The sequence below is a fragment of the Streptomyces sp. NPDC030820 genome, assembly GCF_055572075.1.
The window spans coordinates 238,588-252,099 of the sequence record NZ_JBVIEB010000005.1; the positions used below are offsets into that span (position 1 = coordinate 238,588).

Sequence of the window (13,512 nt, forward strand, 5' to 3'; positions counted from 1 at the left end):
CTTGCGGTCGCGCGGTTCGGCCGCAGCGCGGCCACGACTGATGATCCCGTGCAGCAGTGAGCGACGTTTCACGTGAAACACGATGCACAGCGACGGCGACCGGACCTTGGCGACACTCCGGCCTGCGCAGGTTTGGCAGCTTGTGTGGAGTACGTCTCGTCGTCAGGACGGTCAGAGACGCCCCTGCTCCTGCTCAACGGCGACGGCGGGCTCGACCCGTCCGGGCCGCCTTGGCACGCTTGGCCGCGAACCGCACACCGCCCGGACTCTCCCCGACCTCGACCCGCACCACCGTGGACATCGGGTCCACGATGCCCTCACCCACATGCAGGATCGACGTCTCCACCGCGCCGAGCTTGCTGAGAGCCGTCGCTGCGGCCTTCAGCTCCTCCTCGGCGGTGTCTCCCTTCAGCGCGAGCATCTCGCCGTAGGGCCGCAGCAGCGGGATGCCCCAGGCGGCAAGGCGGTCCAGCGGGGCCACGGCCCGGGCGGTCACCACATGGACCGGCGGCAGCTTGCCCAGGACCTCCTCGGCGCGGCCTCGCACCACCGTGACGTGATCCAGGCCGAGCAGCTCGACGACCTCGGTGAGGAAGGTGGTGCGCCGCAGCAGCGGCTCCAGCAGGGTGATGTTCAGGTCGTCCCGGACCAGGGCCAGCGGGATACCGGGCAGGCCGGCACCGGAGCCGACATCGCAGACCGTCACTCCCTCGGGGACGGCCTCGGAGAGCACCGCACAGTTCAGCAGGTGCCGCTCCCACAGGCGGGGCACTTCCCGTGGGCCGATCAGGCCACGCTGCACGCCCGCCTCGGCGAGCAGCTCCGCGTAGCGGACCGCATCGGCGAAGCGATCACCAAACACTTCCCGCGCCTGCTCGGGCGCGGGGGGAAGCTCCGCTGCCTCCGTCACGGGGACCGTCCTTCCGTACAGCGCCGGGGCTTCGCGCACCGGCCACCAGAACTACCAGGCTGACAAAGTTCGGCCCCGTCTGCTCAACAGACGGGGCCGGTGAAACGTGGGGCCGATCAGACGGGCAGCACGACGACGAACCGCTCCGGCTCCTCGCCCTCGGACTCGCTGCTCAGTCCCGCGGCCTTGACCGCGTCGTGCACGACCTTGCGCTCGAACGGGGTCATCGGCTTGAGCTTGACGGGCTCGCCGGTGTTCCTCGCCTCGGCGGCGGCCTTGGCGCCGATCTCGGACAGCTCGGCCCGCTTCTTCGCGCGGTAACCCGCGACGTCCAGCATGAGCCGGCTGCGATCGCCGGTCTCCCGGTGCACGGCCAGGCGCGTGAGCTCCTGCAGTGCCTCCAGCACCTCGCCGTCCCGGCCGACCAGCTTCTGCAGGTCCCGGCTGCCGGTGTCGCTGATGATCGACACGGAGGCGCGGTCGGCCTCGACGTCCATGTCGATGTCGCCGTCGAGGTCGGCGATGTCCAGCAGACCCTCCAGGTAGTCCGCCGCGATCTCACCCTCCTGCTCCAGGCGGGTCAGGGCGTCTGCACCCTCGGCAGCAGCGGAGGTGGTGCCTTCCGTCACGGGATGGGCTCCTTCTTACTTCTTGGACGGGGACTTGGGCCGCTGCGGGCCACCCTTGCGCTGCCCGGACTGGGCCTTGCTGCGGGTGCCGGAGCCGGGCTTCGGGGCCTGCTGAGCAGCGGTGGGCTTGGCGTCCTGCGGCTCGTCGGACTTCTCCAGCGACGTGGACCCGCCCGCCTGCTTGGGCCCGCCGGACTGACGCTGGGACTTGGACTGGCGCTTGGGCTGCTGACGCCGGGCCGCGGCGCCGGTACCGGCGCCGGCGTCGGCCGCCGAGGTGGTCTCCACACCGTCCGCGGTCTGCGCCGTGGCCTGGGCCACGCTCTGCACCACGGTGCCGTCGGACTGGGCGACGAGACCGGCCTTGTTCACGGCGTTGATGAACTTGCGCTCGAACTCGTTGCGGTCCCGGCCCTTGGCGACGATCGCCTTGACGATGGCCTTCTCGCTGCGCCGGCGGACCTTGCCGTGCTGCGTGACGTGCTTGGTCAGGCGCTCCAGGTAGGCGGCCTGGGCCTTGGAACCCGGCGTCGGGTTGTTGTGGATGACGTACATCTGCTGACCCATGGTCCACACGTTGGTGGTCAGCCAGTAGATGAGGACACCGACGGGGAACCGGATACCGAAGAAGGCGAACATGACCGGGAAGACGTACATCAGCATCTTCTGCTGCTGCATGAACGGCGTCTTCACGGTGGTGTCGACGTTCTTCGTCATCAGCTGGCGCTGTGTGTAGAACTGCGACCCCGACATCAGGACGATCATGATCGCTGTGACGACCCGGACGTCGGTCAGCGAGGCGCCGAGCTTCGCGACCGTGTCGGCGCTGTCCAGGAACTTCGCGGCCAGCGGGGCACCGAAGATGTGTGCCTTCTGCGCGCTCGTCAGGAGACTTTGGTTGATGACGCCGATGGTCTTGCCCGACGCGATGCCGTTGAGCACGTGGTACAGGGCGAAGAAGAACGGGGACTGCGCCAGGATGGGAAGGCACGAGGAGAGCGGGTTGGTGCCCGCCTCCTTGTACAGCTTCATCATCTCTTCGGACTGGCGCTGCTTGTCGTTCTTGTAGCGCTCCTGGATCTTCTTCATCTCGGGCTGCAGCGTCTGCATCGCCCGGGTGGCCTTGATCTGCTTGACGAACAGCGGGATCAGGCAGATGCGGATCAGGATCACCAGGGACACGATGGACAGGCCCCAGGCCCATCCGGTGTCAGGGCCGAAGATGGCTCCGTACACCGTGTGGAACTGGACGATGACCCAGGAAACGGGTGTTGTGATGAAGCTGAAGAGGCTGGCAATCGTGTCCACTAATCATGCTCCTTGGGCATGGGACGAGGTCTCTGCGGCCGGGCTCGGAGGAAGCTCGGAAGACGGGCTCCCGGGCTTCGCTTCGGTGGCCGGTTCGGCGGCGGAGGGCCCCGCCTTGCGTGCGCGCCAAGCGTTGCGCAGCATTTCGTGCCACCGCGGTCGCTTGCGCGGCGGGACATGGTCCACACCACCCAGCGACCACGGATTGCACCGGAGGATGCGCCAGGCGGTGAGTGCCGTTCCCTTGATCGCACCGTGCCGGTCGATGGCCGTGTATCCGTAGTGGGAGCACGACGGGTAGTACTTGCACACCGGCCCCAGCAGCGGACTGATCGTCCACTGGTACAGCTTGATCAGAGCCAGCAGCGGGTACTTCATCGCGCGCCCCCTCCCAGCAGCCGCTGAACGGCGGCATCCAGGTCTCGGGCCAGCTGTGCGTGGTCTGCGTCGCCCGCTCCGGGCAGCGCTCGTACGACTACCAGGCTACCGGGGGGAAACAGGGCGACTCGGTCACGCATCAGATGACGCAGTCTGCGCTTCACTTTGTTGCGCACGACCGCGCCACCCACGGCCTTGCTCACGACGAAACCCGCACGCGTCGAGGGAGCGCTCTCCCCAGGCGCGTGCGGGTCCGTGGCACCGCTACGAAGGTGGACGACGAGGGTCGGGCGTCCTGCCCGGCGACCTCGTCGGACCGCGGTCGCGAAGTCCTCGCGCCGCCTCAGCCGGTTCTCGGTAGGCAGCACGACGTCATGACCTGATCGGAATCAGGCGGACAGGCGGGCGCGACCCTTGCTACGGCGGGACGCGAGAATCGCGCGGCCGGCACGGGTGCGCATACGCAGCCGGAAGCCGTGGGTCTTCGCGCGACGACGGTTGTTCGGCTGGAAGGTGCGCTTGCTCACTCGGGGGCTCCAGAAAGAAATCGGTAGTGGCGGGGTGCCGTCTTGGCTGTCACCGTGCGCCCACGAGTAGCTCGCGTCACGCCCGAGTGCACCGCTTCCCGATCACCTGAAGTGACCTGTGCCCATCGGAGGCAGGCGGCAGCAGCCATCGACAACTCGACCTGGTTACGGTACGCGGGGCTGCGCCATCCGGTCAAACCGAGGGTCACGGAGAGACACTATCCACAGGCTGGGGACAACAACTTGAACCGCACCCGCCGCGCTGACTACCGTGGCTGAACTCCGATTCGTTCTTTTGTCCCCCGCCCCGGCGGGTTTGACCCACCCGACCACCCGAAGTACCCCCCGACCCGTCCCGCGATCACACGTTCGTGGGACCTGTGAGAGAGCGTGCCCTGTGGCTGACGTACCCGCCGATCTTGCCGCAGTGTGGCCGCGAGTACTGGAGCAGCTCCTCGGAGAGGGCCGCGGACAGGGTGTCGAGGCGAAGGACGAGCACTGGATCCGGCGCTGCCAGCCGCTCGCGCTGGTCGCGGACACCGCTCTGCTCGCCGTACCGAACGAATTCGCGAAGGGCGTACTGGAGGGCCGTCTCGCGCCGGTCGTCAGTGAGACGCTGAGCCGCGAGTGCGGCCGCCCCATCCGGATCGCGATCACCGTGGACGACTCCGCGGGCGAGCCGCCGGCCCCCACGGCGCCGGTGCAGCAGCCGCCCAAGCCGCGCTACGAAGAGCCGGAGCTGCCGTCCGGCCCGTCGTACGAGGAACGGTCGTACGAGGGCTACGGCCGCCACCGCGCCGCCGAGCAGCCGCCGGCCGAGCAGCAGCCCCGTCCGGACCAGCTGCCCACGGGCCGCGCGGACCAGATCCCCGTCGTACGCCCGGCGTATCCCTCCGAGTACCAGCGCCGCGAGCCCGGCGCCTGGCCGCGGCCCACGCAGGACGAGTACGGCTGGCAGCAGCCGCGGCTCGGCTTCCCCGAGCGCGACCCCTACGCATCGCCGTCGTCCCAGGACGCCTACGGCCCGGAGGGCTACGGCTCGCCGTCCTCGGACTACCGCTCGCAGGGCAGGGACCGGCCGTCGTACGAGCAGCAGCGCGGCGACTACGACAACCCGCGCGCCGACTACGACTCCGGGCGCCCGGACTACGACCCCGTGCGCCCCGAGTACGACCCGTCCCGTACCGAGTACGACCAGCGCGACCCCGTCCGCCGTGAGCTGCCCGAGCAGCCGGCGGGCGGCGGCCCGGCGCACCGCGGCGGCCCCGGCCGCCCGGACCTGCCCACGGCCGGCGCCCCCGGCCCGCTGGCCGCACAGCCCGCGCCGGCGAGCGGTCCCGGCGAGCCGACGGCACGGCTGAACCCGAAGTACCTCTTCGACACGTTCGTCATCGGCGCCTCCAACCGGTTCGCGCACGCGGCCGCGGTCGCCGTCGCCGAGGCACCGGCGAAGGCCTACAACCCCCTTTTCATCTATGGGGAGTCGGGGCTCGGCAAGACGCATCTGCTGCACGCGATCGGGCACTACGCGCGAAGCCTCTACCCGGGCACGCGCGTGCGGTACGTGAGTTCGGAGGAGTTCACCAACGAGTTCATCAACTCCATCCGCGACGGCAAGGGCGACAGCTTCCGCAAGCGCTACCGCGAGATGGACATCCTGCTCGTCGACGACATCCAGTTCCTCGCGGACAAGGAGTCGACGCAGGAGGAGTTCTTCCACACCTTCAACACCCTCCACAACGCCAACAAGCAGATCGTGCTCTCCTCCGACCGGCCGCCGAAGCAGCTGGTCACGCTGGAGGACCGGCTGCGGAACCGTTTCGAGTGGGGACTGATCACCGACGTCCAGCCGCCCGAGCTGGAGACGCGTATCGCGATCCTGCGCAAGAAGGCGGTGCAGGAGCAGCTCAACGCCCCGCCGGAGGTGCTGGAGTTCATCGCCTCCCGGATCTCGCGGAACATCCGTGAGCTGGAGGGCGCGCTGATCCGGGTGACGGCGTTCGCCTCGCTCAACCGGCAGCCGGTCGACCTCGGCCTGACCGAGATCGTCCTGAAGGACCTGATCCCCGGCGGAGAGGACTCCGCCCCTGAGATCACGGCCACGGCGATCATGGCGGCCACCGCGGACTACTTCGGGCTGACGGTGGAGGACCTGTGCGGTACCTCGCGCGGTCGCGCGCTGGTCACCGCGCGGCAGATCGCCATGTACCTGTGCCGGGAGCTGACCGATCTGTCGCTGCCGAAGATCGGGGCGCAGTTCGGCGGGCGTGACCACACCACCGTCATGCACGCCGATCGCAAGATCCGGGCGCTGATGGCCGAGCGGCGGTCGATCTACAACCAGGTGACCGAGCTGACGAACCGGATCAAGAACGGCTGACGGCCGCTGCGCCTGGCTTGCGCCGACGTCGAGGGCGCCCTCGGGACACGTGTCCCGGGGGCGCCCTTTGGCATGCGCCCCGGGCTGTGGAGTGTTCCTCGTGCGCCACCGGGTGTTCGATTAAGTGCCAGGTTACGGCCATCCTCCACAGATTCGCTGGGTTTCTGCCGTCCACATCCTGGGGACTGTCGAGTTGTCCCGAACGGCGTCCACAGGGAGCCTGTTCATACGACGTTCGCCCAGCTCAGGTGCCTGTGGAATCGTGGACGAACGATCTCCACAGACTGTGGACGAAGGAAAGATCCACAGGCTGTGTACGGAGTTTTCCACGGCTGCCCCACAGGCTGGAGCCGGTTGTCCCCAGTGATCCCCGGCTTCTCCACATGGCTGTCCACTGTTCGGCAACGCGACGCACCCGCTCACCGCGTCGAGTGAAAGCCGTCACACGAAGGTGCCGGATTGGGGTGTGGGAAACGTGGGTAAACCTGGGGACGCAGCTGGGGAGAACTGCCCTCAGGCTGTGGGCGGGGTGTGCAGAACTTTCCGTTCTCCACAGATGCCCCCGGTTGTCCACCGCCTCCATCCACAGGCCCCGTGGACAAAATCTCGGCCCTGAGCTGGGCAAACGCGGTTATCCACGGTATCCACAGGCCCTACTACTACTCCCGACTAGAGAGAGTTCGGCAATCGTTTTGAAGCGGGGCCTGTGCACAACTCGCTGTCTCGTGCCCGGCCGCCTCCCGGAGCGACTTGACCCCGACGGGCACCTACTGTCAGTGCGGTGCGTCAGACTGGTCCCCGGTGTCCTTCCCTTCGCAGTGGGCGGTGACACCGAGTCGGAGGACTCAGTAGCAACAGCAGGAGGCGGCTTACGGTGAAGATCCGGGTGGAACGCGACGTACTCGCGGAGGCAGTGGCGTGGGCGGCACGCAGCCTCCCGGCCCGTCCGCCGGCGCCTGTCCTCGCCGGCCTTCTCCTCAAGGCCGAGGACGGCCAGCTGAGCCTGTCGAGCTTTGACTACGAGGTCTCCGCGCGCGTGTCCGTGGAAGCCGAGGTCGAGGAGGAGGGCACCGTCCTCGTCTCCGGCCGGCTGCTCGCCGACATCTCCCGCGCTCTCCCCAACCGGCCGGTGGAGATTTCCACAGACGGTGTACGGGCGACCGTGGTCTGTGGGTCCTCCCGGTTCACCCTGCACACCCTGCCTGTGGAGGAGTACCCGGCGCTGCCGCAGATGCCGAACGCCACCGGCACCGTCCCGGGCGAGGTCTTCGCGGCCGCCGTGTCCCAGGTGGCCATCGCCGCCGGCCGTGACGACACGCTGCCCGTCCTCACCGGTGTGCGCATCGAGATCGAGGGCGACACGGTCACCCTGGCCTCCACCGACCGCTACCGCTTCGCCGTCCGCGAGTTCCTGTGGAAGCCGGAGAACCCGGACGCCTCCGCGGTCGCCCTGGTCCCGGCCAAGACGCTGCTGGACACCGCCAAGTCGCTCGGCGCCGGTGACAGCGTCACGCTGGCGCTGTCCGGCTCGGGTGCGGGCGAGGGCCTGATCGGTTTCGAGGGCGCCGGGCGGCGTACGACCACCCGTCTGCTCGAGGGCGACCTGCCGAAGTACCGCACGCTGTTCCCGACCGAGTTCAACTCCGTCGCCGTGATCGAGACCGCGCCCTTCGTGGAGGCCGTCAAGCGCGTGGCGCTGGTGGCCGAGCGGAACACCCCGGTGCGGCTGAGCTTCGAGCAGGGCGTGCTGATCCTGGAGGCGGGCTCCAGCGACGACGCACAGGCTGTGGAACGGGTCGACGCCCAGCTGGACGGCGACGACATCTCCATCGCCTTCAACCCGACGTTCCTGCTGGACGGTCTGAGCGCGATCGACTCCCCGGTGGCCCAGCTGTCGTTCACGACGTCGACCAAGCCTGCGCTGCTCAGCGGGAAGCCGGCGGTCGATGCCGAGGCCGACGACGCGTACAAGTACCTGATCATGCCGGTGCGGCTCAGCGGCTGACCGTTCGTCCACAGCTGTGCACAGCGCCGGGTGCCTGTCGTGGGTGCCCGGCGGTCTGTGGAAAAGCGCAGGTCGCAGGCCCACGCATGAGCGCGTATGCCCACAGCTGTGCGTGAAGGAGCGGGTTTAGGCTCGCCTTCGGCACCTTGTGCCTCTCACGCCACACAGCGACCTAAGGAACACAACTGATGGAGCTCGGTCTCGTCGGCCTCGGCAAGATGGGCGGCAACATGCGCGAGCGGATCCGCCGCGCGGGCCACACCGTCATCGGATACGACCGCAACGCGGACCTCGCGGATGTCCACAGCCTGGAAGAGCTCGTGGGCAAGCTCAGCGGTCCGCGCGTGGTCTGGGTGATGGTCCCGGCCGGCGAGCCCACCCAGTCGACCATCGACCAGCTGGCCGAGCTGCTGGAGCCCGGCGACGTGGTCGTGGACGGCGGCAACTCCCGGTGGACGGACGACGAGAGGCACGCCGAGGAGCTGGCGGCCAAGGGCATAGGCTTCGTCGACTGCGGCGTCTCCGGCGGCGTCTGGGGCCTGGAGAACGGGTACGCGCTGATGTACGGCGGCGACGCGGAGAACGTCGCCAAGGTGCAGCCGGTCTTCGACGCGCTGAAGCCGGAGGGCGACTCCGGTTCGGTGCACGCCGGCAAGGTCGGCGCGGGCCACTTCGCGAAGATGGTCCACAACGGCATCGAGTACGCGATGATGCAGGCCTACGCCGAGGGCTGGGAGCTGCTGGAGAAGGTCGACTCCGTGGAGAACGTCCGCGAGGTCTTCCGCTCCTGGCAGGAAGGCACCGTCATCCGCTCCTGGCTGCTCGACCTCGCGGTCAACGCGCTGGACGACGACGAGCACCTGGCGGGCCTGCGCGGTTATGCACAGGACTCCGGTGAGGGACGCTGGACTGTGGAGGCCGCGATCGACAACGCGGTGCCGCTGCCGGCGATCACCGCGTCGCTGTTCGCGCGGTTCTCCTCCCGCCAGGAGGACTCGCCGCAGATGAAGATGATCGCCGCGCTGCGCAACCAGTTCGGCGGTCACGCCGTAGAGAAGAAGTAGTCCACAGATCCACAGGGTCGCCCGGCGTGTCCTGTGGATCCACAGCCCATCAGCACTCTGGGGAAGGCCGGCGAAACGACCATGCACGTCACGCATCTTTCGCTGGCCGACTTCCGCTCGTACGCCCGGGCCGAGGTTCCGCTCGACCCGGGCGTCACCGCCTTCGTCGGCCCCAACGGGCAGGGCAAGACCAACCTGGTGGAAGCCGTCGGATACCTCGCCACCCTCGGCAGCCACCGGGTCGCCTCCGACGCGCCCCTGGTTCGCATGGGCGCTGAGCGGGCCGTCATCCGGGCGCAGGTCCGGCAGGGCGAGCGGCAGCAGCTGGTCGAGCTGGAGCTGAACCCCGGCAAGGCCAATCGCGCCCGCATCAACCGGTCCTCGCAGGTCAGACCCAGGGACGTACTGGGGATCGTACGGACCGTGCTGTTCGCGCCCGAAGATCTCGCCCTCGTCAAAGGCGACCCGGGCGAGCGGCGGCGGTTCCTCGACGAGCTGATCACGGCCCGGTCGCCGCGCATGGCCGGGGTGCGCTCCGACTACGAGCGGGTCCTCAAGCAGCGCAACACCCTGCTCAAGACGGCCGCCCTGGCGCGTCGGCACGGCGGGCGGAGGGGGGCACCTCCCGGGCGAGCGGATTCGAGCCTGGGGGCGGATCTGTCCACGCTCGACGTGTGGGACCAGCATCTCGCGCGTGCGGGCGCCGAGTTGCTCGCCCAGCGCCTCGACCTGATCGCCGCGCTGCAGCCGCTGGCCGACAAGGCGTATGAGCAGCTGGCCCCGGGCGGTGGGCCGCTGGCGCTGGAGTACAAGCCGTCCGCGCCCGGCGAGGCCCACGCGCGCGAGGATCTCTACGCCCAGCTGATGGCGGCGCTGGCGGAGGCGCGCAAGCAGGAGATCGAGCGCGGTGTCACCCTCGTGGGCCCTCATCGGGACGATGTGATTCTCAAACTCGGTCAGCTGCCCGCCAAGGGGTACGCCTCCCACGGCGAGTCCTGGTCCTACGCGCTCGCCCTGCGCCTGGCCTCCTACGACCTGCTGCGGGCCGAGGGCAACGAGCCGGTGCTGGTCCTGGACGACGTCTTCGCCGAGCTGGACACGCGTCGGCGGGAGCGGCTGGCCGAGCTGGTCGCACCCGGCGAGCAGGTGCTGGTCACCGCGGCCGTGGACGACGACGTACCCGAGGTGCTGGCCGGGGCGCGGTACGCCGTGTCCGGCGGGACGGTGGAACGCGTATGAGCACCGGCGAACCCACCCCCCAGAACCCGAAGAAGAGCGGGAACGAACCCTCCGGTGTCGACCTCGCGCGCGTGGCGTTGCGCGCGGCGAAGGAGCAGGCACGCGCGCGTGGGGACGCGGCGCGGCAGAAGAAGCAGGCCCGGCGCGGTGGCGGGCTGCGCTCCGGTGCGCGCGCCGACGGCCGCGACCCGATGGCGCTGGGCGCCGCGATCAACCGGCTGCTGACCGAGCGCGGCTGGGAGACACCTGCGGCGGTGGGCGGGGTGATGGGCCGCTGGCCGCAGATCGTCGGCGAGGACCTGGCCAAGCACTGTGTGCCGCAGCGGTACGACGAGGACGAGCGCGTGCTGGTCGTGAGCTGCGACTCGACGGCCTGGGCGACCCAGCTGCGGCACCTCGCGCCCGCGCTGGTCGCCCGCCTCAACGAGGATCTGGGGCACGGCACCGTACGGATGATCAAGGTGTTGAATCCGGGCGGCCCGGCCCGGCGCTACGGCCCGCTGCGGGCTCCGGGGAGCTCCGGGCCCGGCGATACGTACGGGTGACGTACATCACGTCGAAGAGTGGGACCGTGCCGTCGGTGCAGCGCCGTGACACGCGCGTGGAGAGCCGCCGCGGCACCGGCGGATCGCCATCTGACCCCCCAGTAGCCAAGGGTTGACGGCTCGAAGCGCTGAGTGCCGCTGTGAGCCCCTCGGAGCCCCCATCCGTATATCGGGACCCGATCGAGGTCGGTTCAGGGCGGCACATGGGGACTCAGGTACCGGCAAACCCCCATCGATGTCAGAGCTACCGGTAGACTGGAAGACAATCCCGCCCCATTGTGGGGACCGCCCGGGAAAAGCTGAGCAACGCTGATCAAGGCTTACCACCGCAACATGCCGCAGCCGCTCCGGCAACCCTCCCCCAGAGGGGGTACCCCCAGGAGCCCGGCTCGTGCTGTGCCAGAAAGGGCGCTTCGTGGCCGATTCCGGCAACCCCAACGAGAACATCCCGTCCACCGACGCCGGCGTGAACGGCGTGCCCGCCAAGGCCACCGTGAACGCCGAGGCCACCGCCTCGGCTTCGTACGACGCCAGCGCCATCACCGTGCTCGAAGGGCTGGACGCGGTCCGCAAGCGGCCCGGCATGTACATCGGTTCCACGGGCGAGCGCGGTCTGCACCACCTGGTGTACGAGGTCGTCGACAACTCGGTCGACGAGGCGCTGGCCGGGTACGCGGACACGATCGACGTCACGATCCTCGCCGACGGCGGCGTCCGGGTCGTCGACAACGGCCGCGGCATCCCGGTGGGCATCGTGCCCTCCGAGGGCAAGCCGGCGGTCGAGGTCGTGCTGACCGTGCTGCACGCGGGCGGCAAGTTCGGCGGCGGCGGTTACGCCGTCTCCGGCGGTCTGCACGGTGTGGGTGTGTCCGTCGTGAACGCGCTGTCCACGAAGGTCTCCGTCGAGGTCAAGACCGACGGCCACCGGTGGACGCAGGACTACAAGATGGGCGTCCCGACCGCTCCCCTGGACAAGCACGAGGCGACCGAGGAGACCGGAACGTCGGTCACCTTCTGGGCCGACCCGGAGATCTTCGAGACCACCGAGTACTCCTTCGAGACGCTGTCGCGGCGTTTCCAGGAGATGGCGTTCCTCAACAAGGGTTTGACGATCAAACTCACCGACGAGCGCGAGTCGGCGAAGGCCACCAGCGGCGCGGACGAGGCGGGCGCGGACGAGAAGGCCGAGGTCAAGGCCGTCACGTACTACTACGAGGGCGGCATCGTCGACTTCGTGAAGTACCTCAACTCCCGCAAGGGAGAGACGGTGCACCCCACCGTCATCGACCTGGAGGCGGAGGACAAGGACAAGAGCCTGTCCCTCGAGGTCGCGATGCAGTGGAACAGCGGCTACACCGAGGGCGTGTACTCCTTCGCCAACATCATCCACACCCACGAGGGCGGTACCCACGAAGAGGGCTTCCGCGCCGCGCTGACCTCGCTGATCAACAAGTACGCGCGCGACAAGAAGCTGCTGCGCGAGAAGGACGACAACCTCACCGGTGACGACATCCGTGAGGGTCTGACCGCGATCATCTCGGTCAAGCTGAGCGAGCCGCAGTTCGAGGGCCAGACGAAGACCAAGCTGGGCAACACGGAGGCCAAGACCTTCGTGCAGAAGGCGGTCTACGAGCACCTCAACGACTGGCTGGACCGCAACCCGGTCGAGGCCGCGGACATCATCCGCAAGGGCATCCAGGCGGCCACCGCGCGCGTGGCGGCCCGCAAGGCCCGCGACCTGACCCGCCGCAAGGGCCTGCTGGAGTCGGCGTCCCTGCCGGGCAAGCTCTCCGACTGCCAGTCGAACGACCCCACCAAGTGCGAGATCTTCATCGTCGAGGGTGACTCCGCCGGCGGCTCGGCCAAGTCCGGCCGGAACCCGCAGTACCAGGCGATCCTCCCGATCCGCGGCAAGATCCTGAACGTGGAGAAGGCCAGGATCGACAAGATCCTGCAGAACCAGGAGATCCAGGCGCTGATCTCGGCCTTCGGCACGGGTGTGCACGAGGACTTCGACATCGAGAAGCTCCGCTATCACAAGATCATCCTGATGGCGGACGCCGACGTCGACGGCCAGCACATCAGCACCCTGCTGCTGACCTTCCTGTTCCGCTTCATGCGGCCGCTGGTCGAGGCCGGGCACGTGTACCTGTCCCGCCCCCCGCTCTACAAGATCAAGTGGGGCCGGGACGACGTGGAGTACGCCTACTCCGACCGCGAGCGCGACGCCCTGCTCGAGATGGGCCGCCAGCGCGGCAAGCGCGTCCGCGAGGACTCGATCCAGCGCTTCAAGGGTCTCGGCGAGATGAACGCCGAGGAACTGCGCGTGACCACGATGGACCAGGAGCACCGGGTCCTCGGCCAGGTCACCCTGGACGACGCCGCCCAGGCCGACGACCTGTTCTCGGTCCTCATGGGCGAGGACGTCGAGGCCCGCCGCCAGTTCATCCAGCGCAACGCCAAGGACGTCCGCTTCCTCGACATCTGAGTCGGTCTCAGCTGACCGCACCAGGAAGGATCTTCACCA

At 68.8% G+C, this 13,512-nt stretch carries 12 protein-coding genes; 6 read left to right on the plus strand and 6 right to left on the minus strand.

Annotated elements, in window-relative coordinates; translation table 11 throughout:
• Nucleotides 1-193: 193 nt before the first annotated feature.
• The 6 genes from rsmG to rpmH all read right to left on the minus strand — a co-directional run bounded on the left by rsmG (nucleotide 194) and on the right by rpmH (nucleotide 3,752).
• Entirely contained in the window at nucleotides 194-910 is a 717-nt protein-coding gene (gene rsmG / locus ACZ418_RS16080) for a 16S rRNA (guanine(527)-N(7))-methyltransferase RsmG (RefSeq protein WP_388622792.1), read from the minus strand.
• A 116-nt stretch (nucleotides 911-1,026) separates the two neighbouring features.
• Nucleotides 1,027-1,539, minus strand: coding sequence for a Jag family protein (locus ACZ418_RS16085; protein WP_468362703.1), 513 nt, complete (start codon nucleotides 1,537-1,539; stop codon nucleotides 1,027-1,029).
• Between the two features lie 15 nt (nucleotides 1,540-1,554).
• Nucleotides 1,555-2,847 (minus strand): membrane protein insertase YidC, encoded by a 1,293-nt coding sequence (yidC, locus tag ACZ418_RS16090; RefSeq protein ID WP_468362705.1) that lies wholly within the window; start codon nucleotides 2,845-2,847, stop codon nucleotides 1,555-1,557.
• A 3-nt stretch (nucleotides 2,848-2,850) separates the two neighbouring features.
• Nucleotides 2,851-3,225, minus strand: a complete 375-nt coding sequence (yidD, locus tag ACZ418_RS16095; protein WP_451004911.1) for a membrane protein insertion efficiency factor YidD — start codon at nucleotides 3,223-3,225, stop codon at nucleotides 2,851-2,853.
• Nucleotides 3,222-3,593: a ribonuclease P protein component gene (gene rnpA / locus ACZ418_RS16100; protein WP_388622802.1), complete on the minus strand. Its 372-nt coding sequence runs from the start codon at nucleotides 3,591-3,593 to the stop codon at nucleotides 3,222-3,224. The genes yidD and rnpA overlap by 4 nt, the downstream gene beginning before the upstream one ends.
• Before the next feature lie 21 nt (nucleotides 3,594-3,614).
• Nucleotides 3,615-3,752, minus strand: a complete 138-nt coding sequence (gene rpmH, locus ACZ418_RS16105; RefSeq protein WP_003956500.1) for a 50S ribosomal protein L34 — start codon at nucleotides 3,750-3,752, stop codon at nucleotides 3,615-3,617.
• A 397-nt stretch (nucleotides 3,753-4,149) separates the two neighbouring features.
• On the opposite strand from rpmH, the gene dnaA reads away from it, so the two are divergent.
• The 6 genes from dnaA (at nucleotide 4,150) to gyrB (ending at nucleotide 13,473) form a co-directional block, all read left to right on the plus strand.
• The gene (gene dnaA, locus ACZ418_RS16110; protein ID WP_468362707.1) at nucleotides 4,150-6,132 is read left to right on the plus strand and encodes a chromosomal replication initiator protein DnaA; all 1,983 of its coding nucleotides are present in this window, start codon (nucleotides 4,150-4,152) and stop codon (nucleotides 6,130-6,132) included.
• A gap of 874 nt (nucleotides 6,133-7,006) precedes the next feature.
• Nucleotides 7,007-8,137 (plus strand): DNA polymerase III subunit beta, encoded by a 1,131-nt coding sequence (gene dnaN / locus ACZ418_RS16115; RefSeq protein ID WP_069779831.1) that lies wholly within the window; start codon nucleotides 7,007-7,009, stop codon nucleotides 8,135-8,137.
• Between the two features lie 188 nt (nucleotides 8,138-8,325).
• Complete coding sequence (gene gnd, locus ACZ418_RS16120) at nucleotides 8,326-9,201, plus strand: phosphogluconate dehydrogenase (NAD(+)-dependent, decarboxylating) (RefSeq protein ID WP_468362709.1); 876 nt, start codon at nucleotides 8,326-8,328, stop codon at nucleotides 9,199-9,201.
• A gap of 81 nt (nucleotides 9,202-9,282) precedes the next feature.
• Nucleotides 9,283-10,440, plus strand: a complete 1,158-nt coding sequence (recF, locus tag ACZ418_RS16125; RefSeq protein ID WP_468362711.1) for a DNA replication/repair protein RecF — start codon at nucleotides 9,283-9,285, stop codon at nucleotides 10,438-10,440.
• Nucleotides 10,437-10,985 (plus strand): DciA family protein, encoded by a 549-nt coding sequence (locus ACZ418_RS16130; protein WP_468362713.1) that lies wholly within the window; start codon nucleotides 10,437-10,439, stop codon nucleotides 10,983-10,985. The genes recF and ACZ418_RS16130 overlap by 4 nt, the downstream gene beginning before the upstream one ends.
• Nucleotides 10,986-11,376: 391 nt before the next feature.
• Nucleotides 11,377-13,473 carry a DNA topoisomerase (ATP-hydrolyzing) subunit B gene (gene gyrB, locus ACZ418_RS16135; protein WP_468362715.1) on the plus strand — a complete coding sequence of 699 codons (2,097 nt, stop codon included), beginning with the start codon at nucleotides 11,377-11,379 and terminating at the stop codon, nucleotides 13,471-13,473.
• Nucleotides 13,474-13,512 lie beyond the last annotated feature (39 nt).

Excerpts from the sequence above, each read along its gene's own strand:
- yidD (WP_451004911.1), bottom strand. The coding sequence starts at position 3,225 with ATGAAGTACCCGCTGCTGGCTCTGATCAAGCTGTACCAGTGGACGATC.
- ACZ418_RS16130 (WP_468362713.1), top strand. The coding sequence starts at position 10,437 with ATGAGCACCGGCGAACCCACCCCCCAGAACCCGAAGAAGAGCGGGAAC.
- gnd (WP_468362709.1), top strand. The coding sequence starts at position 8,326 with ATGGAGCTCGGTCTCGTCGGCCTCGGCAAGATGGGCGGCAACATGCGC.
- recF (WP_468362711.1), top strand. The coding sequence starts at position 9,283 with ATGCACGTCACGCATCTTTCGCTGGCCGACTTCCGCTCGTACGCCCGG.